The 25,656-nt window shown below is 32.0% G+C and carries 26 protein-coding genes and 4 tRNA genes; 21 read left to right on the top strand and 9 right to left on the bottom strand.

Annotated features, from left to right (window positions below):
* The first annotated feature begins 4 nt into the window (after positions 1 to 4).
* From OLM52_RS05345 to OLM52_RS05375, 7 genes are all read left to right on the top strand, one after another.
* Entirely contained in the window at positions 5 to 709 is a 705-nt protein-coding gene (locus OLM52_RS05345; protein WP_264550108.1) for a 16S rRNA (uracil(1498)-N(3))-methyltransferase, read from the top strand.
* Positions 702 to 1,343, top strand: coding sequence for a DUF4159 domain-containing protein (locus tag OLM52_RS05350; protein ID WP_264550109.1), 642 nt, complete (start codon positions 702 to 704; stop codon positions 1,341 to 1,343). The genes OLM52_RS05345 and OLM52_RS05350 overlap by 8 nt, the downstream gene beginning before the upstream one ends.
* A 279-nt stretch (positions 1,344 to 1,622) precedes the next feature.
* Positions 1,623 to 2,582, top strand: a complete 960-nt coding sequence (locus OLM52_RS05355) for a zinc metalloprotease (RefSeq protein ID WP_264550110.1) — start codon at positions 1,623 to 1,625, stop codon at positions 2,580 to 2,582.
* 74 nt (positions 2,583 to 2,656) lie between these two features.
* The gene (locus OLM52_RS05360; RefSeq protein ID WP_264550111.1) at positions 2,657 to 3,751 is read left to right on the top strand and encodes an AI-2E family transporter; all 1,095 of its coding nucleotides are present in this window, start codon (positions 2,657 to 2,659) and stop codon (positions 3,749 to 3,751) included.
* Between the two features lie 2 nt (positions 3,752 to 3,753).
* Entirely contained in the window at positions 3,754 to 4,932 is a 1,179-nt protein-coding gene (locus OLM52_RS05365; protein WP_264550112.1) for a class I SAM-dependent methyltransferase, read from the top strand.
* 5 nt (positions 4,933 to 4,937) lie between these two features.
* Positions 4,938 to 5,507, top strand: coding sequence for a hypothetical protein (locus OLM52_RS05370; protein ID WP_264550113.1), 570 nt, complete (start codon positions 4,938 to 4,940; stop codon positions 5,505 to 5,507).
* 62 nt (positions 5,508 to 5,569) lie between these two features.
* Positions 5,570 to 5,971 (top strand): RhsIA family immunity protein, encoded by a 402-nt coding sequence (locus OLM52_RS05375; protein ID WP_264550114.1) that lies wholly within the window; start codon positions 5,570 to 5,572, stop codon positions 5,969 to 5,971.
* Between the two features lie 75 nt (positions 5,972 to 6,046).
* Here the strand turns inward: OLM52_RS05375 and OLM52_RS05380 are convergent, their stop codons facing one another.
* The 5 genes from OLM52_RS05380 to OLM52_RS05400 form a co-directional block, all read right to left on the bottom strand.
* Positions 6,047 to 6,583, bottom strand: coding sequence for a GNAT family N-acetyltransferase (locus OLM52_RS05380; RefSeq protein WP_264550115.1), 537 nt, complete (start codon positions 6,581 to 6,583; stop codon positions 6,047 to 6,049).
* Positions 6,568 to 7,059 (bottom strand): hypothetical protein, encoded by a 492-nt coding sequence (locus tag OLM52_RS05385; protein WP_264550116.1) that lies wholly within the window; start codon positions 7,057 to 7,059, stop codon positions 6,568 to 6,570. The genes OLM52_RS05380 and OLM52_RS05385 overlap by 16 nt, the downstream gene beginning before the upstream one ends.
* A gap of 106 nt (positions 7,060 to 7,165) precedes the next feature.
* A tRNA-Arg gene (locus OLM52_RS05390) sits at positions 7,166 to 7,239 on the bottom strand.
* 13 nt (positions 7,240 to 7,252) lie between these two features.
* Positions 7,253 to 7,327 (bottom strand) — tRNA-Pro (locus OLM52_RS05395).
* Between the two features lie 13 nt (positions 7,328 to 7,340).
* Positions 7,341 to 7,424 (bottom strand) — tRNA-Ser (locus tag OLM52_RS05400).
* A gap of 321 nt (positions 7,425 to 7,745) precedes the next feature.
* Here OLM52_RS05400 and OLM52_RS05405 point away from each other — a divergent pair.
* From OLM52_RS05405 to OLM52_RS05440, 8 genes are all read left to right on the top strand, one after another.
* Positions 7,746 to 8,924: an acetyl-CoA C-acyltransferase gene (locus OLM52_RS05405; protein ID WP_264550117.1), complete on the top strand. Its 1,179-nt coding sequence runs from the start codon at positions 7,746 to 7,748 to the stop codon at positions 8,922 to 8,924.
* Positions 8,925 to 9,011: 87 nt separating this feature from the next.
* Positions 9,012 to 9,773, top strand: a complete 762-nt coding sequence (locus OLM52_RS05410) for a C40 family peptidase (protein ID WP_264550118.1) — start codon at positions 9,012 to 9,014, stop codon at positions 9,771 to 9,773.
* 106 nt (positions 9,774 to 9,879) lie between these two features.
* The gene (locus tag OLM52_RS05415) at positions 9,880 to 11,433 is read left to right on the top strand and encodes a bifunctional response regulator/alkaline phosphatase family protein (protein WP_264550119.1); all 1,554 of its coding nucleotides are present in this window, start codon (positions 9,880 to 9,882) and stop codon (positions 11,431 to 11,433) included.
* A 42-nt stretch (positions 11,434 to 11,475) separates the two neighbouring features.
* A complete protein-coding gene (gene tsaE, locus OLM52_RS05420) occupies positions 11,476 to 11,889 on the top strand; it encodes a tRNA (adenosine(37)-N6)-threonylcarbamoyltransferase complex ATPase subunit type 1 TsaE (protein ID WP_264550120.1) in 414 nt (137 codons plus the stop codon).
* Between the two features lie 81 nt (positions 11,890 to 11,970).
* Positions 11,971 to 13,167, top strand: a complete 1,197-nt coding sequence (locus tag OLM52_RS05425) for an alanine dehydrogenase (protein WP_264550121.1) — start codon at positions 11,971 to 11,973, stop codon at positions 13,165 to 13,167.
* 77 nt (positions 13,168 to 13,244) lie between these two features.
* Positions 13,245 to 13,631 (top strand): DUF4258 domain-containing protein, encoded by a 387-nt coding sequence (locus tag OLM52_RS05430; RefSeq protein ID WP_264550122.1) that lies wholly within the window; start codon positions 13,245 to 13,247, stop codon positions 13,629 to 13,631.
* Between the two features lie 82 nt (positions 13,632 to 13,713).
* Positions 13,714 to 13,791 (top strand) — tRNA-Val (locus OLM52_RS05435).
* A 130-nt stretch (positions 13,792 to 13,921) separates the two neighbouring features.
* Positions 13,922 to 14,890: a hypothetical protein gene (locus OLM52_RS05440; protein ID WP_264550123.1), complete on the top strand. Its 969-nt coding sequence runs from the start codon at positions 13,922 to 13,924 to the stop codon at positions 14,888 to 14,890.
* Positions 14,891 to 14,949: 59 nt separating this feature from the next.
* Here the strand turns inward: OLM52_RS05440 and OLM52_RS05445 are convergent, their stop codons facing one another.
* The gene (locus tag OLM52_RS05445) at positions 14,950 to 16,416 is read right to left on the bottom strand and encodes an aminoacyl-histidine dipeptidase (protein ID WP_264550124.1); all 1,467 of its coding nucleotides are present in this window, start codon (positions 16,414 to 16,416) and stop codon (positions 14,950 to 14,952) included.
* A 98-nt stretch (positions 16,417 to 16,514) separates the two neighbouring features.
* On the opposite strand from OLM52_RS05445, the gene OLM52_RS05450 reads away from it, so the two are divergent.
* Entirely contained in the window at positions 16,515 to 17,567 is a 1,053-nt protein-coding gene (locus OLM52_RS05450) for a DUF3810 domain-containing protein (protein ID WP_264550125.1), read from the top strand.
* A gap of 19 nt (positions 17,568 to 17,586) precedes the next feature.
* Here OLM52_RS05450 and OLM52_RS05455 read toward each other — a convergent pair whose 3' ends face one another.
* Both OLM52_RS05455 and OLM52_RS05460 read right to left on the bottom strand, forming a co-directional pair.
* Positions 17,587 to 18,144, bottom strand: a complete 558-nt coding sequence (locus tag OLM52_RS05455; RefSeq protein WP_264550126.1) for a hypothetical protein — start codon at positions 18,142 to 18,144, stop codon at positions 17,587 to 17,589.
* 29 nt (positions 18,145 to 18,173) lie between these two features.
* Positions 18,174 to 19,478 (bottom strand): NAD(P)/FAD-dependent oxidoreductase, encoded by a 1,305-nt coding sequence (locus OLM52_RS05460; protein WP_264550127.1) that lies wholly within the window; start codon positions 19,476 to 19,478, stop codon positions 18,174 to 18,176.
* A gap of 137 nt (positions 19,479 to 19,615) precedes the next feature.
* Between OLM52_RS05460 and OLM52_RS05465 the strand changes: the two genes are divergently transcribed.
* From OLM52_RS05465 to OLM52_RS05480, 4 genes are all read left to right on the top strand, one after another.
* Positions 19,616 to 20,641, top strand: a complete 1,026-nt coding sequence (locus tag OLM52_RS05465; protein ID WP_264550128.1) for a FecCD family ABC transporter permease — start codon at positions 19,616 to 19,618, stop codon at positions 20,639 to 20,641.
* 2 nt (positions 20,642 to 20,643) lie between these two features.
* Positions 20,644 to 21,429: an ABC transporter ATP-binding protein gene (locus tag OLM52_RS05470; protein WP_264550129.1), complete on the top strand. Its 786-nt coding sequence runs from the start codon at positions 20,644 to 20,646 to the stop codon at positions 21,427 to 21,429.
* Between the two features lie 71 nt (positions 21,430 to 21,500).
* Positions 21,501 to 22,259: a dienelactone hydrolase family protein gene (locus OLM52_RS05475; RefSeq protein WP_264550130.1), complete on the top strand. Its 759-nt coding sequence runs from the start codon at positions 21,501 to 21,503 to the stop codon at positions 22,257 to 22,259.
* A gap of 18 nt (positions 22,260 to 22,277) precedes the next feature.
* The gene (locus tag OLM52_RS05480; protein ID WP_264550131.1) at positions 22,278 to 22,724 is read left to right on the top strand and encodes a hypothetical protein; all 447 of its coding nucleotides are present in this window, start codon (positions 22,278 to 22,280) and stop codon (positions 22,722 to 22,724) included.
* Positions 22,725 to 22,790: 66 nt separating this feature from the next.
* Here the strand turns inward: OLM52_RS05480 and OLM52_RS05485 are convergent, their stop codons facing one another.
* The gene (locus OLM52_RS05485; protein WP_264550522.1) at positions 22,791 to 23,357 is read right to left on the bottom strand and encodes a pseudouridine synthase; all 567 of its coding nucleotides are present in this window, start codon (positions 23,355 to 23,357) and stop codon (positions 22,791 to 22,793) included.
* A gap of 91 nt (positions 23,358 to 23,448) precedes the next feature.
* Here OLM52_RS05485 and OLM52_RS05490 point away from each other — a divergent pair, with 91 nt between their 5' ends.
* Positions 23,449 to 25,650: a TonB-dependent receptor gene (locus OLM52_RS05490; protein ID WP_264550132.1), complete on the top strand. Its 2,202-nt coding sequence runs from the start codon at positions 23,449 to 23,451 to the stop codon at positions 25,648 to 25,650.
* Positions 25,651 to 25,656: the final 6 nt, after the last annotated feature.

Raw genomic sequence — 25,656 nt, forward strand, 5'->3', positions numbered from 1 at the left:
AACTATGCAACTATTCTATAATTCTGAAATAAAAAATGGTGATTCTAACTTCTTTTTTGATAAAGAGGAAAGCAAACATATTGTTAAAGTATTACGCAAAAAAGAAAGCGATAAAATATTCATTACAAATGGATTAGGTTACTTATTTGAATCGGAAATTATGCTTGCTTCCGAAAAAAAATGTGAAGTAAAAATCACAAAAGAAACCTTTCAAAAACCCGATAGTTTTTACACGCACATTGCCGTTGCTCCTACCAAAATGAACGACCGATTGGAATGGTTTTTAGAAAAAGCTACTGAAATTGGTATTCACGAAATTACGCCAATTATTTGCGATCATTCAGAACGAAAAGTATATAAAATTGATCGAGCCGAAAAAATTATTCAAGCCGCAATGAAGCAATCATTGCATTATTATTTACCAAAAATAAACGAGCCTATTTCGCTATCGCAATTTGTTAAATCGAATATCGACGGACAAAAATTTATTGCGCATTGTGAAGAAACCGACAAAAAATCGTTTCAAAAAGAAATAACTAAAAATAAAAAAGTGACTATTTTAATTGGTCCAGAAGGTGATTTTTCTACAAAAGAAATTAATTTAGCTATTGCCAATCAATTTATTCCTGTAACTTTGGGAAACACAAGATTACGAACAGAAACCGCAGCATTAGTTGCTTGCCATACAATTGCATTACTGAATGAATAAATTATTTTTAATTGGAATTTTGTTGCTATGGAATTTGGGATATACCCAAGAAGTTGCCGTTGCTAAATATGCTGGTGGTGGCGATTGGTATGCAAATCCAACTTCTTTACCTAATTTGGTCAAATTCTGTAATCAAAACATAAATACCACAATCAATTCAAAAGTAGCTACAGTTGAAGTTGGTAGTGCAGAAATTTTTTCATACCCTTTTATACACATGACAGGGCATGGAAATGTGGTTTTTAGTGCAAATGATGTTATAAATCTTAAAAATTATCTTACTTCTGGAGGATTTTTACATATTGATGATAATTATGGAATGGACGAGTACATAAGAAAAGAAATCAAAAAAATCTTTCCAGATAATCCATTGACCGAAATTCCTTCAAATCATCAAATTTTTCAGGAACCTTATTCTTTTCCTAGTGGATTACCAAAAATTCACGAGCACGACAACAAAAAGCCTCAAGCTTTTGGGATATTCATTGAAGAAAGAATTGTGCTCCTATATACCTATGAAACCGATTTAGGTGACGGTTGGGAAGATACAGAAGTACACAATAATCCGCAATATGTTAGAGAAAAAGCGCTTAAAATGGGTGCCAATATCATCAACTACGTTTTTAAAAATTGATTTTTTAATACTGATAAATTCATATTTATTTATCATTTTTATTGAAAAATTCTTTTATATTTTTAACAATCTCAACAAACACTGGAAAAAAAAATATAAAATGTACAGAAAATCTGTAACAGTTATTCTACAAAATTATTTATTTTTGGAATGAACATTTATAGGTTTTTAAAATTAATGACTCCTTTTTGCAGAAACTTTGATTTACTGTAAAAAAATAAAAATTAATAGCGCTGATATTTGTTCAACAACCAAATTAACTAACTTAATTTTTATTTTATGAAAAAAATCTTTTTATCCGCATTCGCCCTACTATTTTTATTTTCTTGTAGTAATGATGAAACATCAACAACTGCTGAAGGAAAATCACAATTAATTCATGACCACAGAGGTTGTGCTTCTCATGAAGTTCATGAAGAACAAATGAGACAAGATCCAAAATTGGCAGAAAGAATGCAACAGATTGAAGAATTCACATCTGAAGCGATAAGAACTGGCAAATTAGTAAACGGACAAATTCAAATTCCGGTCGTAGTAAATGTATTATACCGCACAAGTGCTGAAAACATTTCACTTGCTCAAATTCAATCACAAATAGACGTTTTAAATAAAGATTTCAATGCAACTAATTCCGATTTTAATCAAGTTCCTGCAACATTTTCTGGCGTAAAAGCAAATGTTGGAATCTCTTTTGTACTAGATGCTGTTAACCGAAAATACGTTAATAAATCGTCATGGGGAACAAGAGATGCTATGAAAAAAACAGCTCAAAAAGGGATTGCTCCTACTTCACCAACAACGAAATTAAACCTTTGGGTTTGTACAATTGGAGGTGGAATTTTAGGTTATGCACAATTCCCAGGAGGCTCTTCTGCAACTGATGGTGTTGTTGTAGACTCTAAATATTTAGGAACAACTGGTACTGCCACAGCTCCTTTTAACAAAGGAAGAACAGCAACTCACGAAGTAGGTCACTGGATGAACTTAAGACACATCTGGGGGGATGCTACTTGCGGAAGCGATTTAGTAGCTGATACTCCAACTCACAATACTGCTAATTATGGTATTCCTGCATTTCCACATTATTCAACTTGCTCAGGAAATCCAATCGAAATGACTATGAATTACATGGATTACACAGATGATGCTGGTATGTATATGTTTTCAAACGGTCAAAAAAGTAGAATGTTATCCATTTTTGCTTCTGGTGGTGCAAGAAATTCTTTTGCACAGCCTTAATTTTAATTAATTGTTATTTGAGAAAACTCGCTATTTATTGGCGAGTTTTTTTTATTTTAGCAAAAATAAAAATAATGACTTCAAAAGATATATCCCTCGGAATTGTAAAAGCTGTTGCTCTATTAATTGCAACCGGTTTAGCATTATTTTTTCTTTATCAAATAGCAACCGTTATTATCTACTGTGTGATAGCGATCGTTATTTCTTTATTATTGAATCCTTTAGTGACTTTTTTAAAAACAAAATTCAAATTTAAAAACACATTAGCGGTTATCACCTCATTACTAATCGCTTTTCTTGTAATTTCAGGATTTGTATTGCTTTTTGTACCGCTTTTACTGGCACAAGGAGAAAACTTGTCGTTATTGGATATTAGCTCATTAGAAAAAAATTATCATTTACTTTTAGAAAATATTACCGTTTTTTTAGACGCATATAATATCAATACCAAACAACTTATTCAAAGTAGTAAATTGTCCTCTTTTGCAACTTTTGAATTTATTCCGAACTTTTTAAATAGTTTTTTAAGTACGTTAGGAAACTTTAGTATGGGATTTGCTTCAGTGCTTTTTATTACATTCTTCCTTTTAAAAGAAAAAGATGTTTTATACCTTAAATTCAAAAGATTATTACCCGAAAGTCAAAAAGAAAAAGTATTGAACTCAATTCATGATATTAACAGATTATTATCGCGTTATTTTCTTGGATTATTGCTACAATTGACTATTATCATGCTTTTATACCTAATTGTGTTTATCATTTTTGGCGTAGAAAATGCTATTATAATTGCCTTATTGTGCGCTATTTTTAACATTGTACCCTATGTTGGTCCTTTAATTGCTTCTGTAGTTGCTAGTTTATTAATTATGACTAGCGGAATTGGTTCTGGTGCTGATTTTGCCAGCGAAACACTTCCAACAGCAATTTATGTTTTAATAGGAATGTCGTTAGTACAAGTAATTGACAACAATTTTAGTTCTCCACTTATTTTTTCGAAAAGCACAAATTCGCATCCTTTGGAAATTTTCTTAGTGATTTTAATTGCTGGTATTTTATTTGGAATCACAGGAATGATTATCGCTGTGCCATTTTATACCTCATTGAAAGTCATTGGAAAAGAATTTTTGCCAGACAATAAATTCATTAAAGCACTTACAAAAAACTTGTAGTTTTGAATATTGAACAACTTTTACATATTGAAATCCAAGATTTTATTGCAGATAACTTAGGCTCTGATAGCGCAAAATTAGCGTTAAAGAAAAACCCATTCCCAGCAATAAATTATACCGAAATCATCCATCAAATAGTTTCCAAAAAGAAAGCAAAAGATAAATTACCAACTTGGTTTTCAACAAAAAACATCATCTATCCTGAGAAAATTTCAATTGAACAAACTTCTTCAGAACTTACCGCAAAATACAAAGCTTCGTTGGTTTCTGGCAAAAATTTAATCGATTGTACTGGCGGATTTGGCATTGATGATTACTACTTTGCACAACAATTTGAAATGGTTACTCATTGTGAAATCAATTCAGAATTATCAAAAATTGTACAGCATAATTTCGAACAATTAAAAACCAAAAATATAACTTGTATTTCTGGCGATAGCGCCGATATTTTAAGACAATTGAATCAACATTTTGATTGCATTTATATAGATCCTTCAAGACGAAATGATGCCAAAGGAAAAGTGTTTTTATTAGCCGACTGTTTACCAAATGTTGTTGATTTACAAGATTTTTATTATCAATATTCAGACACTATTTTAATCAAAACTGCACCCATTTTAGATATTCAAGCTGGTTTAAACGAATTAAAAAACGTTGCTTCGATTCATATTGTAGCAGTTGAAAATGAAGTGAAAGAATTGTTATGGAAAATCAAAAAATCATTTGTGAATCAACCCGAAATTATTGCAGTTAATATTGAAAAACAGCAAATCGTTTCAACAATAATCCAACTTTCAAAAAACTACCAAGCAACATATAGTTTACCCAAAAAATATCTTTATGAACCCAATGCTTCATTATTGAAAACGGGTGGATTTGAAGCCATTTCCGAGCTATTTGCATTGGATAAATTGCACCAACATTCGCATCTATACACCGCTAATGAAATTAAAGATTTTCAAGGCAGAAGATTTGAAATTATGCACGAAATTCCGTTTCAAAAAAACGACTTAAAAAAACACATTCAAAACCAAAAAATGAATGTCACAACACGAAATTTTCCGTTAAAAGTAGAAGACATCAAAAAGAAATATAAAATTAGTGATGGTGGCACATTGTTTGCTTTTTTTACCACAAACATAAAAAACGAAAAAATAGTTTTACTTTGCACAAAAATTTAAAATTCATGAACAAGATACTTGCCCTTTTGCTTTTTATTCCTGTATTTGCCTTAGCACAAACCAAAGATTGCGCCTACGACATAGAAGAGAAAACCGATTCAACATCATTAAAAGTGTTGCCTCAAAAATTAATGCACGAGAAAATTTTTGGTAGTTCAAGCGATTACTTGTTCTTTTCTCTTGTAAATGAGGATGAAGTTCCCATTTTAAATATGCAATTACTCCAAAAAAGTAACGATTTTATACCAACCAATTGTCTTGGCAAAAGTTCAAAAGTATTCATTCAATTAGACAATGGAAAAATCATCACATTAGTCAATGCATTTGAAGAAATTTGTAGCGATTTGAATTATGATGCTACAACTAAAAATAACATTAGAATTTTAAATGCGTTTTTCTATTTTACAAAAACCAACTACGAAGAGCTAAAAAATAGTCCAATAGCGTTAATGCGTATTCAATTTGCAGGAGAAACCAAAGATTTTGTTTTAAAAGCCGAATTAGAATCAGAAACGTTAAAAACAAAATCAAATCCAGCGCGCTATTTTATGGAATATTTGAAGTGTGTGGAGTAATATTTATAATTATGAGAGTAATTTATCTAATTCTAGTATGTTTTCTTTTTAATTTTAATGTAATGTCACAGGAAAGTAAATTAAACAATCCTTCTAAACTTACTATTGAATTCATAAAAGACTATAAAAAATGGAATGATTTTGCTTATAATCTGAGTCAAACCAATACCAATGATGAAAAAATAGAACTTGAATACAAAAAATTAATCTCAAAATATTGCCAATCAAGTAAAACCCATCAAGGAATATCTTATGGAAGCAATTCTAATCATTGTCCTGATCAAGAAAAAATAATCAAAGAAGTTATCAAAAAAAACAAAGCCATAATTACTACAAAATTTAGAGACAAAGAATTTGACTATTTAGAATCAGATTATGAGTATCATTTTATAAAAGTAGATGAAAAATGGTTTTTAGAGGAAATATATCTAATTGACGAAGAGGGAAAATATGAAGGGATTTAATTATGATATTATCTTAAAAATTGAAATTCAACCAGTTATCATTTATTGCACTTAACAAATAGAGTGAATAAAATTCTATTTCAAATCTAAATGGAGTTCCATTATTGGTAAAAACCTATCTTTTATAGAGGTGTCTATTTGTCCAATCGTTTTGAAACCGTGTTTTTTATAAAAATTCTCAGCGTTTGGATCAGCTTCGAGAACTACTTTTTGAAATTTTAAAGCTTTACATCTGTCTAAAAAATCACTCATTAAAAATGTTCCCAATCCTAATCCTATATATTCAGGAAGTAAGAATAAATTATCCAATTGAACCACATTTTCTTCTAAAATAACATAAGAATAATAACCAACAACCAAATCATTCATTACCAATTTATACACTTCGTTTGTTCCAATGTAATTTGTGGCTATCGTCAATTGTGAAGACCAACTCTCCATTTGTTCGTTAGAATAACCCCAATGCGCTTTTGACTTTTTGGTAATATCAGTCAAAATTTTAGCATCTTCTGTGATGGCTTTCGATATAATGGTTTTGTTAAATTGTTCTTCCATGAGTGAATTAGTATAAATATCAAGTAAAACTAAAATGCCTTTTATTCCAATTGCCATTCAAAAAATTCTTCTTCAATAGAAAGTACAATTCGCTCCGATTTTCCATTTTCAATTTTCCAATGAGCAGAATAACTTCCAGCTCCATCAGAAAAAAATGCAAAAAGAATATAATGATCTTTAAATCTTTTTAATTCGAATTGTGATTCAAAAAGCGCTCCAGAAAAATTCGGGTTAAACATTTGACTAGTTTCTAAAGGAATTCTTTTTTGACTTATAATTAATTCTAATTTCTTTAATTCATTTTTCGGAAAATCTAATCCTCTATCAGAACCAAACCAATCTTGTTTGTCAATTTTACACAAATATCTTAAATCACTTTCTAAACAATATTCAAAGGTATGTTTAGAAGTATCAAACTGTTGTATTTCCCAATAAATACTAGTATTATCATCTATTTTAATAGTACCATTTTTTTGTCCAAATAAATTTGAAAATGAAATTATAAATACTAATACTTGAATTGTAGTTGTCATTTAAATTATTTTTTAGCCTTTAAGCATTCTCAAATATACCTAAATTCCAAAAATAATCAAGAAACTATAAAAAACAAAAAAGCCTTGCGTTTGCAAGGCTTTTTTGTGATCGCGCCAGGATTCGAACCTGGGACCTACTCATTAGAAGTGAGTTGCTCTATCCAGCTGAGCTACGCAACCTATTTTATTTTTGTCGGGGTGGCAGGATTCGAACCTGCGGCCTCCTGCTCCCAAAGCAGGCGCGATAACCGGGCTACGCTACACCCCGAAGACAAAAAAAGCGGAGAGACAGGGACTCGAACCCTGGCGACGGTTACCCGTCGACAGATTAGCAATCTGCTCCGTTACCACTCCGGCACCTCTCCTTTAATTCTGCAAGAACTTATCTTTTTTGCGGTTGCAAATGTATGTTTTCATTCGTTAATATACAACTATTATTAGACTTTTTTTATTTATTTTTAAATATAAATCTTAAAAGTGCTTATATTCAATACAATAACATTATCCAAAAAAACAGATAATTTTAATTATTTTACAAAAACAGTATTTCCTTTTTGTTTTATAATCATTTTCTCAAATTATCAATACCCAATTTCATTTCCCCTTTTTATTAGAATTATGATATTTTCTTTATCCAAATTAGAATAAAATTAGTAAATTCGCAATTCAAATTAAAAATCACAATCATGAGCAAAAAAGTAGTTATAGTTTCTGCCGTAAGAACTCCAATTGGAAGTTTTATGGGAGCTTTATCAAGTGTACCTGCTACAAAATTAGGAGCAGCTGCTATTAAAGGTGCTTTAAATAAAATCAATTTAGACCCAAAACTTGTTGACGAAGTATTAATGGGTAATGTAGTTCAAGCCGGAAACGGTCAAGCTCCTGCAAGACAAGCCGCTTTATATGCTGGTTTATCTGAAAATGTTGCTTGTACTACTGTAAATAAAGTTTGTGCTTCGGGTATGAAAGCTGTTATGCAAGGTGCTCAAGCCATCATGGCGGGTGATGCTGAAATTGTGGTTGCTGGTGGAATGGAAAACATGAGTTTGATTCCTCATTACGTACACTTAAGAAATGGTGTAAAATTTGGACCAACTTCTTTAGTAGACGGCATGCAAAAAGACGGACTTACTGATGCTTATGACAACAATGCAATGGGTGTTTGTGCTGATTTATGTGCATCAGAATATAACTTCACTAGAGAAGATCAAGATAACTTCGCAATTCAGTCTTACGAACGTTCGGCAGCCGCTTGGGAAGCCGGTAGATTTGATGCAGAAATTGTCCCTGTAGAAGTTCCTCAAAGAAGAGGTGATGCTATTGTTGTAACAAAAGATGAAGAATATACCAATGTTAAATTAGATAAAATCCCTTCTTTAGCACCCGTTTTTACCAAAGAGGGTACGGTTACAGCGGCAAATGCTTCTACTATTAATGACGGAGCTGCAGCATTAGTTTTAATGAGCGAAGAAAAAGCACAAGCTTTAGGATTAACTCCATTAGCCTATATCAAATCATACGCAGATGCGGCTCAAGAACCAAAATGGTTTACAACTGCACCTGCAAAAGCATTACCAAAAGCATTAGAAAAAGCTGGCTTATCTGTTTCAGATGTAGATTTCTTTGAATTCAACGAAGCTTTTGCTGTGGTTGGATTAGCAAATGCAAAAATCTTAGGATTAGATAATTCTAAAATAAATGTAAACGGTGGTGCAGTATCTTTAGGTCATCCTCTTGGTTGCTCAGGGGCGCGTATTATCGTAACATTAATCAGTGTTTTAAATCAAAATAATGCAAAAATTGGTGCGGCCGCAATTTGTAATGGTGGTGGTGGTGCTTCTGCAATTGTGATTGAAAGAGCATAATTTATAACTTTTACTAATGATGAATTTTGAAATTTAATTACATTTGTAATTGAATTCATAATTCATCATTTTTTATTTAAACCAACTATGTTTGGAATTTGCAATTTAGCCATTGTACCTATTAGAGCCGAAGCCAGCGACAGAAGTGAGCAAGTTTCGCAATTGCTCTTTGGCGAACACTTTAAAATTATTGAACTTACCGCTAAATGGGCACAAGTAGAATTGGCCTATGATGGTTATGTAGGCTGGATAGATAACAAACAATATCAGCCAATAAACGAAGAACAATATTTGTTTTTAAACGAAGCTCCAAGTGTTTTAAATGCCGATTTAATCGAATATATTACAACACCAAACAATCAATTAACACCAATTCCTTTAGGTGCTTCTCTGTCATTTTTAGAGAATGAAGAAATAAACACAAGTAAATACAGTTTTGAAGGCTTGAAAGTTTGCGGTGAAAAACCAAAATCGGAATTAGTAAAAACAGCTTTTATGTATTTGAATGCGCCCTATTTATGGGGTGGAAAATCGCCATTTGGAATTGATTGCTCTGGGTTTACCCAAATGATTTACAAATTAAACGGCTATCATCTACTACGTGATGCTTCACAACAGGCTACACAAGGCGAACCTTTGAGTTTTATTGAGGAAAGTGAGCCTGGTGATTTAGCATTTTTTGACAATGATGAAGGAAATATCATTCACGTAGGCATCATGATGGAAAATAATTACATTATTCATGCTTCAGGAAAAGTGCGAATTGATCGTTTAGACCATTTAGGAATCTATAACGCAGACGTTAATCGACACACCCATAAATTAAGAGTTATTAAAAAGATAATTTAATCCTGATGTTGTCAGGATTTTTTTATGGAAATAAGTTAAAACTTTATACTTTTCTTAATACATTCAACGTTTACAATGTACTAACTTGCACACAAATTAAGAAGAAATGAGCCAGATAAAAATACTTTGGGTAGATGATGAAATTGATTTATTAAAACCACATATTCTTTTTTTAGAAAAGAAAAATTACCATGTAACAACTTGCAACAACGGCCAAGATGCCATTGATTTATTTGATACCGAAAACTTTGACATTGTTTTTTTAGATGAAAATATGCCAGGTTTAAGTGGTTTAGAAACCTTAGCAGAAATCAAAGAAAAAAAATCTTCAGTTCCAGTAATTATGATTACAAAAAGTGAAGAAGAATATATTATGGAAGAAGCTATCGGTTCTAAAATTGCTGATTATTTGATAAAACCCGTGAATCCAAATCAGATTTTATTGAGTTTGAAGAAGAATTTAGACCATTCGCGATTGGTTTCAGAGAAAACTACTTTGGATTATCAAAAAGAGTTCCGCAAAATTGCAATGGACATGGCTATGGTGCGCTCCTATGAAGATTGGGTTGAATTGTACAAAAAACTATTGTTTTGGGAACTACAACTTGAAAATATAGAAGACCAAAGTATGGTTGAAATTCTTGAAAGTCAAAAAGCCGAAGCCAATGCACAGTTTGGTAAATTTATCGAACGTAATTATGAAGATTGGTTTACTCCAAAAGCAGACAAACCAGTACTTTCTCATGAAATTTTTGGTGAGTTAGTTGCGCCTGAAATCCGTAAAAAAGACAAACCCATTCTATTTGTAGTAATTGATAACTTGCGTTATGATCAATGGAAAGCATTTGAAAGTATCGTAAATAATCACTACAAATTAGAAAAAGAAGTGAGCTACTTCTCTATTTTACCAACAGCTACACAATATGCACGTAATGCCATTTTCTCTGGTTTAACGCCTTTAGAAATGGAAAAGAAATTTCCGCAATATTGGAAAAATGATGTAGATGAAGGTGGAAAAAATTTATTTGAAGCCGAATTTTTAACCGAACAATTGAAACGTTTGGGATTAAACATCAAGCAAGAATATTATAAAATAACCAATTTTGCCTCAGGAAAAAAGCTTGCAGACAACTTCAAATCGTTAAAAAACAATGATTTGACTACTATTGTTTACAACTTTGTAGATATGCTTTCACATGCAAAAACTGAAATGGATGTGGTCAAAGAATTGGCTTCTAACGATAAAGCCTATCGCTCATTAACCGTGAGTTGGTTTAAGAATTCTCCCCTATTAGACATGATTCAACAAGCACAACAACAAGGCTTTAAACTAATTTTAACCACAGACCATGGTACCATAAATTGTAAAAATCCATCAAAAGTAATTGGTGATAAAAACACCAGTTTAAACCTTCGTTACAAAACAGGAAGAAGTTTAACCTACGAAGACAAGGATGTTTTTGCAGTAAAAGACCCAAAAACAATCGGTTTACCTGCGTTAAACATGAGTAGTTCGTTCATTTTTGCAAAAAATGATTTATTTTTGGCATACGTAAACAACTACAATCATTACGTGAGCTATTACCGAAATACCTATCAACATGGAGGAATATCATTGGAAGAAATGGTGATTCCGTTTTTAGTTTTAGAACCAAGGTAATAGTGTTGCAATAAGTTTGAATGTACAGTTAATTTAGAATATATGACCATAATTTTTTCATTAGACGAAATCACAAACGTTGCCAAACAAATATTAGCCACGCCTTCATTAAAAAAAGTCATTACGTTTCACGCACAAATGGGCGCTGGAAAAACAACTCTTATTAAAGAATTAGTAAAAGAATTAGGGGTAAAAGATAATTCAAGTAGCCCAACATTTTCTTTGGTGAATGAATATAGAACGTTTGAAGGAGAAATCGTCTATCATTTTGATTTGTATCGATTGAATTCGGAAGAAGAAGGTTATGATATGGGATTGGATGAATATTTTTATTCTGATAATTGGTGCTTTATTGAATGGCCAGAAAAAACGCCAAATTTAATTCCAATAGACCACGCTAGCATTTCAATAAAAGTGATGGCAGATGGAAAAAGAGAATTGGTTTTAAAGAATTAGAAGATTCTTATCCTTTTCTTTTATCTCTATTTCCTAATTTAAAAATAATTCCTAAATTGGCACAACCAAAAAACAATCGCTATGTCTATTTATAGTCCTTTCTCAAAATCGCAATTACTTCCTCAAGAAGAAAAGCTAGAAGTTGCTCGACATAAAAGCGAATTATTTATTGGAATTCCAAAAGAAACCTCTTACCAAGAACGTCGTATTTGTTTAACACCAGATGCCGTTTCTTCACTAGTTTCTCATGGACACCGCGTAATGATTGAATCTGGTTCGGGAGAAAGTTCAAGTTATACCGATAAAGAATACAGTGATGCAGGTGCCGAAATAACACAAGACACCAAAAAAGTGTTAGGTTGCCCGATGATTTTAAAAGTAGAACCACCTACTTTAGCCGAAATCGAAATGATGAATCCACAAACCATCGTTATTTCAGCAATTCAATTAAAAACACAGAAAAAAGAATATTTTGAAGCTTTAGCTACCAAAAGGATTACCGCTTTAGCATTTGAATTCATAAAAGATGAAGATGGTTCGTATCCAGCTGTAAAATCACTATCAGAAATTGCAGGAACAGCGTCAATTTTAATCGCATCCGAATTAATGATTGGTGAGAATATTGGAAAAGGGCTATTATTCGGAAACATTACTGGAGTTCCGCCAACAAAAGTTGTCATCATTGGAGCAGGAACAGTTGCAGAATACGCCGCAAGAACCGCTTTAGGATTAGGTGCGAGTGTGAAAGTATTTGACAATTCGATTACTAAATTACGTCGTTTACAAAACACTTTAAATCAAAGAATATTTACTTCAACTATACAAGAAAAATCGCTTTTAAAAGCCTTACGTCGTTGTGATGTAGCTATTGGAGCTATGAAAGGTAAAAACCGTGCACCTATCGTAGTTACTGAAACCATGGTAGAGCACATGAAAAAAGGCGCTGTTATTGTAGATGTAAGCATCGATACAGGCGGTTGTTTTGAAACTTCAGAAGTCACTACACATGAAAAGCCAACTTTTATTAAAAATGGTGTAATACATTATTGTGTGCCAAACATTCCTTCCCGTTATTCTAAAACGGCTTCTATGTCGATTAGTAACATCATCTCACCTTTCTTGCTACACATTGCAGAAGATGGAGGCATTGAGAGTGCTATTCGTTGCAATAGAGGTTTAAAAAACGGAATATATAGTTATCACGGTTTGTTAACCAATAAAGCAATTGCCGATTGGTTTAATTTAGAACACAGAGATATCAACCTAATTGTTTTTTAAAATTGCATAAAAAAACACTAATAAATCTCAGTGTTTATGTGTTTAATTTATACTAAATTTGCACAAATTATACTATTATGAAATTTAAGTTTCGTTTGGCTTATTATTTATTTGGACTGTTTTTAGGAGCAATATTTGTAATATGGTTTTTAAAAGCAAAAGCGAGTGACAAAGGGGTAGAATTTTGCTACTTACCAAATTGTCGTGTTTTAAAAGATTTAAGAAGTAAATCGTTAGATATTGACTCACTAGCCAAAAAATCTTTAGCAGAAAAATGGGTTACAATGGAAGATATCAAACAAAGTTTACGTTATGGAGATGTAGATTTTTCAAAAAGTAACGAACCCTACAAAAAAGGCAAGATTTATGTTATTGAAGGCAAAACTGCTAATAATGAAGAAATTACCATCACAATGGTTAATTACACCAACAAAGTCTTATTAGAAAAGATAGAAAAAAAGTAATTTTTTTACCAAAACACTTGCAAAAACAAATATTCCTTGTATATTTGCACTCGCAATACGGTAATAGTAAAGCATCTTATTGGGGCGATTAGCTCAGCTGGTTCAGAGCACCTCGTTTACACCGAGGGGGTCGGGGGTTCGAACCCCTCATCGCCCACCAATTAAATCCTACAGAAATGTGGGATTTTTTTATTTTACCTTTTGTCTATTTTGAATCTATAAAATATCCACAATTTCAAAATGTAACAAATAAATAATCAAAGCGTCTACTTTATCTAAATGATTTAGTTATGCGATTTATCTTAATTTTACTTTTTCTGTCAACTTCTCTATTATCAATTGCTCAGGATTCAAAATTAGAAGTATTTAAAAAAGACAGTTTACTTATTATCAAAAAGAATATTGATAAAGGTTTTCAAAACGATTATATTTTATTTATTCCAAAAGGAACTCCAATAAATAAAAAAACAGTTCTCCTTGTTGAACCCAATAATACTGGTAAAACATCAGACAGTATAAGTGTTCATGAAAAATATGCTATCGATTTGACTACAGTAAGTTCTGTCGGAAATAACGTTTCCAAGATGTTAAAAATTCCATTATTAGTTCCTATTTTTCCTAGACCTTCATCTCATCCTTTAATTTACACACATGCTTTAGATAGAGATGTTATTCTAGAAGATTCACAAGAACTAAAACGATTAGATTTACAATTATTAGAAATGATTAAAGAGGCAAAAAACATTTTGACAAAATTTAACATTCAAGTAGAAGACAAAATTTTCATGAATGGCTTTTCCGCATCAGCTACTTTTACAAATCGTTTTGCTTTTATTCATCCTGAAAAAATTAAAGCAATAGCAATCGGCGGATTTAATGGAGAATTAATGCTTCCTGAAAAGGAAATCAACCAAATGAAATTTAATTATCCTCTTGGGATTCATGATTTTCATCATTTATTCAATAAAAATTTTGACATAAATCAATTTAAATCCATTCCTCAATTTATCTATATGGGAAAATTAGATGATAATGATGCCGTACAGTTTGATGATGCTTATAGCGATATTGAGCGTAATTTAATTAATTCAAATTTAGGAAACGATGTACAAAATCGATATTTGAAATGCCAAGAAATCTATAAGAATAATAATGTAAACGCAACTTTTGTAACTTATGAAAATGTAGGACATTGGACAACTTCAGAAATGAATTTAGAAGTTATCAAATTCTTTTTTAATCAGATGCAAGCCAAATAATTATTTTACAACCCACTACAAAAAAATCCCGCAAATGCGGGATTTTTATCTTTATTTTTTTACTTCTTCAGCGGAATATTCTCCAAAATTTCAATCACAAATTTCCAAAATTTCTGAGACGATTTAATGGATGCTCTTTCATCAGGGCTGTGTGCTCCGTGAATCGTTGGTCCAAAAGAAATCATGTCCATGTTTGGATAATTCGTACCTAAAATACCACATTCTAATCCAGCATGACACGCAACTACTTTTGGTTTATCTCCGTTTTGTTTCTCATATATAGAAGTCAATACGTCTAAAATTTCCGAGTTCACGTTTGGTGTCCAACCTGGATAACTTCCTCCAAATTCAACTTCGCAACCAAATAATTCATACGCCGAACGCAAGCTATTTGCTAAATCCATTTTAGAACTTTCCACTGATGAACGCGTTAAATTCTGAATCGAAATTTGTCCGTCTTTTACAATCACTCTTGCAATATTATTAGAAGTTTCTACCAAGTCTTCCATATCAGCCGACATTCTGTAAACGCCGTTGTGTGCTGCATAAATCGCTCGTAACAAACCTTCTTGCACTCCCAAATCCATTACTTTCGCTGGAATCGAATCATTTTTAACAATTTCAATCGTTAAATTTGGTTCCATCGTTTTGAATTCGGTTTTGATGTCGCCAATTACTTCTTGCATGTCAAAAACAAACGCTTCATCATACATTTCAGCAATAATAACTTTCGCTACACTTTCTCTCGGAATTGCATTACGCAAACTTCCACCTGAAATTTCAGCAATTTGCAATCCAAAATTCTCAAATCCGTCAAATAATAAACGGTTCATGATTTTGTTGGCATTTCCTAATCCTTTATGAATATCCATTCCCGAGTGTCCACCTTGTAAACCTTTCACAGTAATGGTATAACCTACAGAACCTTCTGGTGTTTCTTCTTCGTTATAACCTCTTGTAGCTGTTACATCAATTCCTCCCGCACAACCGATGTCGATTTCATCGTCTTCTTCAGTATCTAAATTCAATAAAATTTCACCTTGTAACACACCACCTTTTAAGTTCAAAGCACCTGTCATTCCAGTTTCTTCATCAATCGTAAACAAAGCCTCAATTGCAGGATGTTTAATATCAGTAGATTCTAAAATCGCCATAATCATCGCAACTCCTAACCCATTATCAGCACCAAGTGTAGTTCCTTTTGCACGAACCCAATCACCATCGACATACATATCGATTCCTTGCGTGTCGAAATCAAAATTCGTATCATTATTTTTTTGGTGTACCATATCCAAATGTCCTTGCAAAACAATTGGTTTGCGGTTTTCCATTCCTGGCGTTGCTGGTTTGCGAATGATAACGTTTCTGATTTCGTCTTCAAACGTTTCTAATCCTAAACTGGTTCCGAAGTTCTTCATGAATTCAATCACACGTTCTTCTTTTTTAGAAGGCCGTGGCACAGCATTCAAATCGGCAAATTTGTTCCAAAGTGGCTTTGGTTCCAGATTTCTAATTTCTTGGCTCATTATATTTTTGTAGTTTTTAAGTGTCTAAGCAACAAAGTTACAAAGTTTAATTTCTTTACAAATTGATTTGTGATTATATTTACATTTTAAAATATGCTGTGAAAAGAAAATTCATCCTTCCTTTATTTTTAGTCCTCCAAATCATCATTGTGAAAACGATTGGTTTATTTCCTGATTTTGTAGAAAATTGGTACAGCAAAGGTTTTTATCCAAAACTAGCTTTCTTGTCGAGAAAAGCATTGGGTTGGTTGCCATTTTCATTTGGTGATATAATCTATTTTATACTGATTTTACTCTTATTTAGATGGATTTGGAAGCACCGAATTGGCTTTTTTAAAGAGTGGAAAAATAACGGATTAGCAATATTGAGTTGGGTTTCGGTGTTTTATTTTTTCTTTCATATTCTTTGGGGAATGAATTATTACCGTATTCCGTTGCATGATAAATTGCAGATTGAAAAAGAATATTCGGCAGAACAATTAAAAACGTTTGCTGAAAAAATGTTATTAAAAACCAACGAATTACAATTGCAAATCACAAAAAATGATTCATTAGCCGTTGTGATTCCGTACTCGGATGAAGAAATTTACAATTTGGCTTTAAAAGGGTATGATAACATCCCAACCGATTTACAAGAATTCCGTTACGAAGTAAAAAGCATCAAATCGTCGTTGTTTAGTTATCCGTTGAGTTATATGGGATTTGGTGGATATTTGAATCCGTTTACCAATGAAGCGCAAGTCAATTATTTGAAACCTAAATACACTTCGCCTTTAACCACTTGCCACGAAATGGCACATCAAACAGGAATTGGAAGCGAAAGCGAATGCAATTTCATCGGATTTGTAACCGCTTCAAAAAATGACGATTTGTATTTCCAATATTCAGCATACAGTTTTGCATTGCGTTATGCGTTAAATAATTTGGAAGCCTTACAAGAAGGAAGTTCGAAGCCTTTTGTAAAAAAAATCAACAAAGGCGTTTTGAAAAACTTTGAAGAGAATAAAATCTTTTGGAAACAATACCAAACGCCCATCAATACCTTTTTTGAATATTTCTACGATAATTTCCTAAAAGCCAACCAACAAAAAGACGGCATGGAAGGCTATAGCAAGTTTGTGGGATTAGCGATTGGGTATGACGATAAGTAATAAAGGGATTAGGGAAAAGTTAGCAACCTCCTTTAATGTTTTTTCTTTCTTTATTAATTCGAATTACTTTACTTAATTTGTAAATTTTATCATTAACTTTAAAGCTAATAATTCCTTTATCTTTTACAATTAAACATTTATTATTTGAAATAATTTCTGTTTTCTTATTATTAATGATTGTATCTTTATGATATCCATAAAACTCTTCAGAATTATAATAACAATCAAAACTATAACCAAAATAACTGTTTTCATTATCTAAATTATTCATAGTTATATCTAATGTATCATTTTGATTATTTAAAATCATATGAACATAGTCTTCACAATGTCCACATTTAGTGAATCGACTATATCTATCTGTATGATTAACTTCAAAATAATCAACTTTTAATTGTATTTGATCTTTATTAGCTGTTTCAAAAATCAAAATATCATTTTCAATATAAGGAAACCAACTAAAATAATCAGGATTCATTTTTGGGCAAGAAGTATATAGATATTTATAAAAGCCAATAGAGATAACAATTAATATTATTAGCAAATAATACCTCTTTTTTATTTCTCTTAATTTCATAATTTAACCTTTATTAACTAATTATATTATTACAGCTCATCACTTGTAAAACTTACTAATTTTCTCTTTTTATACGGACGCATAATCAATCTTGCTTCTCGGTCAAAACGAATGTAATTGTACACCCAGTTTAGGAATACTACTGCTTTATTTTTGAATCCAATTAGTGAAAACAAATGCACAAACATCCACACAAACCAAGCAAAAACACCACTAAATTTGTAATTTGGTAAATCGACAACCGCTTTATTTCTTCCTATAGTTGCCATCGAACCTTTGTCTTTGTAAACAAACGGTTTCAACTCTTTTTTATCTAATAATCGAATTAAATTTTCGGCTAATAATCTGCCTTGTTGCATAGCGGGTTGTGCCATCATGGGATGACCTTGTGGATAGACTTCAGAAGTCATTACCGCAATATCGCCAATCGCAAATAGGTTCTCATACCCTTCTACTTGATTGTATTGGTTGACTTTTATTCTGTCTACATTTTTGATGAAACTATCCGATTTTAAACCGTGAGGCAAAGCGCCTTGCACGCCAGCTGTCCAAATTACAGTTGCGGAATCGAATGATAAATCTGAATTGGTCGTCACTGTTTTTCCATCATAACCTGTTACACGAACGTTTTTCCATACGCTAACACCTAAATTCAACAGAAACTTTTCTGCTTTTTCTGAAGCATTTTCGCTCATTGTATTCAGAATTCTATCACCACTTTGAATCAGATTGATTTCCATTTTTCGAACATCTAAATCGGGATAATCTTTTGGAAGAATCGCTTTTTTCATTTCGGCTAAAGCGCCTGCCAACTCCACTCCTGTTGGTCCGCCACCTACTAAAACAAAATTCATCAAACTATGACGTTCATCGATATCATTCGTAAGTAAAGCTTGTTCAAAATTCTCCAAAATCAAACTACGAATATTCAACGATTGCGGAATCGTTTTCATCGCCATGCTATTGCGTTCGATTTCTTTATTTCCAAAATAATTGGTTTTTGAACCCGTTGCTATAACTAAATAATCATATTTTAGTTCGCCAATATCAGCAATTACTTTATTGTTTTTAGCATCAATTTCTCGCACTTCTGCTAAGCGAAAATAAACATCTTTAAATTCTTGTACCACTTTACGAATAGGATAAGCAATAGAATCTGGTTCTAAACCGCCTGTTGCCACTTGATACATTAAAGGTTGAAAGTTGTGATAATTATGTTTATCTAATAAAACAACTTGCACATTTTTATTTCGAAGCTTTTTGGCTAGGGAAATTCCTGCAAAACCACCACCGATGATGACAATTCGAGGAAAACTACTACGAGGTATGTTCATTGATTTAATCTTGAATTTCAAAGATACGGATTTTTTAAAATATGCTCATAGAAATCATCACTTGAAAAAATCAATTAAATTCAAACTACATAGAAATAATTTATTTCAAATAATGTAATTTAGCCAAAATTTCAAGCATGCGGTTTACCAAAAAACAAAACTTCCTTTTCCTACTTTTGCTATTAGCAATGTTTTTTTTGTTTTTGGTAAATATTAGCTTAGGCTCAGTTGCTATTCCGTTGAAAGAGGTTATAAAAGGCCTTTTATCTCAAAAAATGAGCAAGGAAAGTTGGGAAATCATTCTTTGGAATTTTCGTTTTCCAAAAGCCATTACCGCTATTTTAGTTGGAATTGGGCTTTCAATGAGCGGACTTTTAATGCAAACTTTATTTAGAAATCCATTGGCTGGACCTTATGTTTTAGGATTAAGTTCAGGGGCGAGTTTGGGTGTTGCTTTTATTATTTTAGGAACTGGATTTTTACCAACTTTTATTTCATCTTTCTTTTTATCGAATTACGGATTGGTTTTAGCCTCGAGTTTAGGCAGTTTTCTAGTTTTAATGGCTGTTTTAGTAGTCTCTCAAAAATTAAAAGACACAATGGCTATATTGATTGTAGGACTAATGTTTGGCAGTTTTACAAGTGCAATAGTTTCTGTTTTAGCTTATTTTACTACAGCTGAAAAATTGCAGAAATTTACATTTTGGTCGATGGGAAGTATTTCTAATTTATCGTGGAATGAAATTTCACTTTTATCGGTTTTTGTTGTTATTGGAATTGGAATTAGTTTCATAGTTATAAAACCTTTAAACGCTTTATTATTGGGAGAAAAATATGCACAAAGTATCGGAATCAATTATAAAAAAACGCGTTTTTTAATCATTATTGCAACGAGTGTTTTAGCAGGAAGTATTACCGCTTTTGCAGGACCAATTGCGTTTATCGGTTTAGCGGTTCCACACATGGCAAAATTAGTATTTCAAACCAGTAATCATTTTGTATTGTTTTGGAGTACGCTATTGCTTGGCGCGATTGTAATGCTTTGTTGCGATACGATTGCACAAGTTCCAGGAAATGATATTACACTCCCTATTAATGCGATAACCTCAGTAATTGGAGCACCCGTGGTGATATGGTTGTTAATTAGAAAGAAACGATTTTAATCATGAGCAAACAAAATTTCACCCTTCAAACCTCAAATCTTTCGATTGGATACAAATCAAAATCGGAGACGATTACTATTGCAAAAAATATTAATTTAAGTTTTGAAAAAGGAAAATTAATTGCATTAATTGGTGAAAATGGTATTGGAAAATCTACGCTTCTAAAAACTTTAACAGGAATTATTACACCATTAAAAGGTGAAGTTACGCTACTCAATACACCGCTTCAAAGTTATAAACCATTGGTTTTGGCGCAAGAATTAAGTATCGTTTTAACCGAAAAATTACCCCCAAGCAATTTAACCGTTTACGAAATTATTGCCTTAGGAAGACAACCTTATACCAATTGGTTGGGAACATTATCTGGTGAAGATAAAATCAAAATCAACGATGCAATTGAATTAACCGAAATTCAGCATTTAGTCAACAAAAAGCATGATGAAATTAGCGATGGTCAATTACAAATTGTTTTGATTGCACGTGCTTTAGCACAAGATACTTCGATTATTATTTTAGATGAACCTACGACACATTTAGATTTGGTTCACAAAGCAACTTTACTAAAATTGTTGCAAAAACTCACACATGAAACTGGTAAAACCATTCTCTACTCTACACATGACATCGACTTAGCGATTCAAATGAGTGACGAAATGATTGTGTTTACACCAACTCAAATAATGCAAGACCAGCCATGTAATTTAATTCAAACTGGAATTTTCAACACCTTATTTGATACCGAACATTTGACTTTTGATCCTTCCATTGGAAAATTTAAAATCAAATAGTTTTATTCCAATTTTACATTTTGTTTAACGCACTAAACTAACTATTTTCATAATTTTACTAAAAAAAAGTTATGAAATACATTTACATTATCTTACTCTTAGCAACAATGAATAGTTTTGGACAATTAGTCAAAGTAGATTACACTGACGGTAATCAAAAATTAGAAGGTTTTTTTATCAAAGCACAACAAGCCAATCCAAAGAATATTGGTGTCATCGTTTTACCCGCTTGGATGGGTGTCGATGCACATGCTAAAGAATCTGCAGAAGCGTTGGCTAAACTGGGTTATCATGCATTTGTAGCCGATATTTATGGTGTAGGTAATAACCCAAAAAATACAGGCGAAGCTGGAAAAAATGCAGGTTTCTACAAAAACAATCCAGTGGAATATCAAAAAAGAATTCAATTAGCAATTGACCAATTAGTGAAAGCTGGTGCTGATAAAAATCAAATCGCGGTAATTGGGTATTGTTTTGGTGGAACAGGTGCTATTGAAGCGGCAAGAGGAAATTTAAACGTAAAAGGTGTAGTTTCTTTTCATGGTGGTTTAGGGAAAGCTGAAAGTAGTCCAACAAATGAAGTTAAAACGAAAGTATTAGTGTTACATGGTGCAGATGACCCTTATGTTCCAGCAAAAGAAATTGAAGCGTTTCAAAACGAAATGCGTGAAACCAAAGCCGATTGGCAAATGATTTACTATGCAAATTCGGTTCATGCTTTTACACATAAAGATGCCGGAAGCGATAACAGCAAAGGCGCTGCTTACAACGAATTAGCCGACAAAAGAAGTTGGGAAGCGATGAAAACGTTTTTTATGGAGATTTTTTAATATCTTAATACTCTTAAATTGAAAAAAATAATATTGAGAATCATAATATTTTTTATAGGAGCAGGAATAGCTTTTCTGACAGAATCATTTTTTCGTGGTTTCATTCAAGATGTTTTTCAAATATCAACTTCTGATAAAATTCAATTTATTGGAAAGAACATTAATTTTATTCCTAATATTATTTTTTTTCCAACTTTGGGATTAAGTTTAGTTATAATATCAATTGAAAATTCAAATAAAAATAGTTCTCAAATTTTAATAAATATAATCCGAAGTTTAATAATATTTTTTATTTCAATTATTGTAATATCTGCTATTGATGCGAACTTGAAAGTTATTGAATGTACTGCATGTATTGACGGGATTAGAAAAATAAAATGGAATGATATAAACTATGGGATGATTTTAGGAATTAGTCTTTTAATTTCAATTATTCCTTGTTTGATTAAAATTAAAAAAGCATAATCAAACGAATAATATTACATAATTGATTCAAAAAAACAGTTATTTCATCTGAAATAGCTGTTTTTTTTATACGTCAAAACCACTAACCTCCAAAACTTCACCGGCTTTCAAATCCTTCAAATGAATGTTTCCCACACGCACTCGAACCAATCGCAGCGTAGGAAAACCAACTGCAGATGTCATTTTTCGTACTTGACGGAATTTACCTTCGGTTAAAGTTATCGAAACCCAAGAGGTTGGACCGTGACGCTCATCTCGAATCTTTTTTCCGCGTTCCCCTAAGTTTGGAATCACTTCTAAAATAGATGCTTTGCATTTTTTAGTGATGTACTTTTTTCCATGAAAACCAATTTCTACACCGTTTCTAAGTAGTTCAACGGCTTCTTCAGTTATTATTCCGTCAACTTGTGCATAGTATTCTTTTTCTACTTTTTTACTTCGCACAATCTCACTCATCATGCCGTCGGTTGTTAACAAAAGTAAGCCTTCAGAATCCTCATCTAAACGACCAATTGCCATCGTGTTTTCAGGAAAATCATATAATTCACCTAATAATTTTTTATTGCGTTTGAGTTGGTAAATAAACTGCGATAAATAGCCATAAGGCTTATGAATAAGGAAATGATGGTGCATCAGATTTTTATAAATTGTAATTTCAGTTGCCAAATTTAACAATAAAATAGTGGAACAAGTAATATCTTTGCCATCTTTAAATCAAAAATAAATGAAATACTTTTACACCTTACTTGTTGTAATTTTATCAACATTAGTTCAAGCACAAACTTCTAAAGGAAAAATAATAAATTCTGAAGGAATTGCTATTTCTGATGTATATGTTCAAAACATCCAAAATAAATCGCATGCACATTCAAATTATAAAGGTGAATTTAATTTAGAAAACTCAAAAATTGGTGATAGTATTAGTATTTCTCATAAAAATTTTGACGAAAAACGAACTGTTATCATTGAAGCTGGAATTTATACTTTAATTCCAAAAGCTGTCAGTTTGAAAGAAGTGGTTATTACAAATGAATTGAATCATTTACACGAAATTTCAAAAATAGATTTAAAAACAAATCCAGTAAATTCACCACAAGAATTATTGCGAATTGTTCCAGGTTTATTCATAGGACAACATGCTGGTGGCGGAAAAGCTGAACAAATTTTTTTACGAGGTTTTGACATTGATCACGGTACCGATATTGCTATCAATGTTGACGGAGTTCCTGTAAATATGGTTTCCCATGGACATGGTCAAGGGTATGCAGATTTACACTTTTTGGAACCCGAAACTGTTGGTAATATCGATTTTGACAAAGGTTCTTATTTTGCCAATAAAGGAAATTTAGCCACTGCAGGTTATGTTGATTTCACTACAAAAGACCGAATCAAACACGATGAAATAGCAATAGAAATTGGGCAATTTAACACACAACGTATTCGAGGAATGTTCAATTTATTAGCATCAGACAAAGAAAGTTTGTATTTTTCTGGTTCTTATTTACAAACCGATAGTTACTTTGATTCTCCACAAAATTTTAATCGTACCAATCTTTTTTCAAAATATACATTGTATAACGAATCTTCGAAACTATCTTTTTCGGTATTTCACTTTGATAGCAAATGGAATGCATCGGGGCAAATTCCACAAAGAGCAGTGGACCAAGGATTAATTGGAAGATTTGGAGCCATTGATGATACCGAAGGCGGTAATACTAGTCGTAGCATTTTAAATTTCAAACACGAAAAACAATTGTCTGAAAATTCAAGTTTGAAAACCAATGCTTATATTTCTTTGTATGATTTTGAATTGTATTCGAATTTTACTTTTTTCTTAGAAGATCCGATAAATGGTGACCAAATTAGACAAAAAGAAAACCGATCAACCTTCGGATTAAATACTGAATTTGAAAAGCGTACTTCAATCAAAAACACACCTTTTAACTATCAATTAGGAATTGGTTTACGACAAGATAAAGTGGATGATATTGAACTTTCTCATACTGCCAATCGAGTTACAACACTGCAAAACATTATGCTTGGTGATGTTAATGAAACCAATTTATCAGGTTATGGAAATTCAGAATTCAAATTCGATAAACTAATTGTAAATGCTGGACTTCGTTATGATTATTTTAAGTTTGATTACTATGACAAATTGAATCCAACATATTCTAATGAAGCGGTGAACAAAGGGATTTTAAGTCCAAAATTAAATTTCCTCTATAAACACAATGACAAACTTCAACTGTTTTTAAAATCCGGAAAAGGTTTTCACAGTAACGATACTCGTGTAAATGTGGTTAATGGTGGTCGAAAAACATTACCCGCTTCATATGGTTCTGACTTAGGTTTTATATGGAAACCAACACCTAAATTAATTTTCAATTCAGCCGTTTGGTATTTGTTTTTGGAACAAGAATTTGTTTACGTTGGCGATGCAGGAATAGTTGAACCAAGTGGAAAAACAGCTAGAAAAGGAATAGATTTTGGTTTGCGTTATCAGTTTACAGATTGGTTGTTCTTAAATGCAGATTACACCTACACTGATGCCAAAAGCACAGAAGAACAAAATGGAAATGATTATATTCCGTTAGCACCAAAAAATACTTTTATGGGAAGTTTAAGTGTAATTAAAAATCGCTTTTCGGGTTCATTTAAAAGTCGTTACTTAGGCGATAGACCTGCGAATGAAGATTATTCCTTAACCGCAAAAGGTTATTTTGTTTCTGATTTGAATTTGAATTACACGTTTAAAAATTTCACTGCCGGAATATTAATTGAAAACATTTTTAATACTAAATGGAACGAAACTCAATTTGAAACCGAATCGCAACTGCAAAGTGAAAGTGCTTCTGTTACCGAAATTCATTTTACACCAGGAACGCCATTTAATTTTAGAGCGGTTTTGAGTTATAAATTTTAATTATTC

This window comes from Flavobacterium sp. N2820 (assembly GCF_025947285.1).
In the GTDB taxonomy this organism is placed as follows: domain Bacteria; phylum Bacteroidota; class Bacteroidia; order Flavobacteriales; family Flavobacteriaceae; genus Flavobacterium.

Coding starts and splice junctions, on each gene's coding strand:
- OLM52_RS05345 (WP_264550108.1), top strand. CDS start 5: ATGCAACTATTCTATAATTCTGAAATAAAAAATGGTGATTCTAACTTC.
- OLM52_RS05415 (WP_264550119.1), top strand. CDS start 9,880: ATGAGCCAGATAAAAATACTTTGGGTAGATGATGAAATTGATTTATTA.
- OLM52_RS05445 (WP_264550124.1), bottom strand. CDS start 16,416: ATGAGCCAAGAAATTAGAAATCTGGAACCAAAGCCACTTTGGAACAAA.
- OLM52_RS05375 (WP_264550114.1), top strand. CDS start 5,570: ATGTCACAGGAAAGTAAATTAAACAATCCTTCTAAACTTACTATTGAA.
- OLM52_RS05385 (WP_264550116.1), bottom strand. CDS start 7,059: ATGACAACTACAATTCAAGTATTAGTATTTATAATTTCATTTTCAAAT.
- OLM52_RS05355 (WP_264550110.1), top strand. CDS start 1,623: ATGAAAAAAATCTTTTTATCCGCATTCGCCCTACTATTTTTATTTTCT.
- OLM52_RS05360 (WP_264550111.1), top strand. CDS start 2,657: ATGACTTCAAAAGATATATCCCTCGGAATTGTAAAAGCTGTTGCTCTA.
- OLM52_RS05350 (WP_264550109.1), top strand. CDS start 702: ATGAATAAATTATTTTTAATTGGAATTTTGTTGCTATGGAATTTGGGA.
- OLM52_RS05475 (WP_264550130.1), top strand. CDS start 21,501: ATGAAATACATTTACATTATCTTACTCTTAGCAACAATGAATAGTTTT.
- OLM52_RS05460 (WP_264550127.1), bottom strand. CDS start 19,478: ATGAACATACCTCGTAGTAGTTTTCCTCGAATTGTCATCATCGGTGGT.
- OLM52_RS05380 (WP_264550115.1), bottom strand. CDS start 6,583: ATGGCAATTGGAATAAAAGGCATTTTAGTTTTACTTGATATTTATACT.
- OLM52_RS05440 (WP_264550123.1), top strand. CDS start 13,922: ATGCGATTTATCTTAATTTTACTTTTTCTGTCAACTTCTCTATTATCA.
- OLM52_RS05490 (WP_264550132.1), top strand. CDS start 23,449: ATGAAATACTTTTACACCTTACTTGTTGTAATTTTATCAACATTAGTT.
- tsaE (WP_264550120.1), top strand. CDS start 11,476: ATGACCATAATTTTTTCATTAGACGAAATCACAAACGTTGCCAAACAA.
- OLM52_RS05370 (WP_264550113.1), top strand. CDS start 4,938: ATGAACAAGATACTTGCCCTTTTGCTTTTTATTCCTGTATTTGCCTTA.
- OLM52_RS05470 (WP_264550129.1), top strand. CDS start 20,644: ATGAGCAAACAAAATTTCACCCTTCAAACCTCAAATCTTTCGATTGGA.
- OLM52_RS05465 (WP_264550128.1), top strand. CDS start 19,616: ATGCGGTTTACCAAAAAACAAAACTTCCTTTTCCTACTTTTGCTATTA.
- OLM52_RS05405 (WP_264550117.1), top strand. CDS start 7,746: ATGAGCAAAAAAGTAGTTATAGTTTCTGCCGTAAGAACTCCAATTGGA.
- OLM52_RS05455 (WP_264550126.1), bottom strand. CDS start 18,144: ATGAAATTAAGAGAAATAAAAAAGAGGTATTATTTGCTAATAATATTA.
- OLM52_RS05430 (WP_264550122.1), top strand. CDS start 13,245: ATGAAATTTAAGTTTCGTTTGGCTTATTATTTATTTGGACTGTTTTTA.
- OLM52_RS05425 (WP_264550121.1), top strand. CDS start 11,971: ATGTCTATTTATAGTCCTTTCTCAAAATCGCAATTACTTCCTCAAGAA.
- OLM52_RS05485 (WP_264550522.1), bottom strand. CDS start 23,357: ATGCACCATCATTTCCTTATTCATAAGCCTTATGGCTATTTATCGCAG.
- OLM52_RS05410 (WP_264550118.1), top strand. CDS start 9,012: ATGTTTGGAATTTGCAATTTAGCCATTGTACCTATTAGAGCCGAAGCC.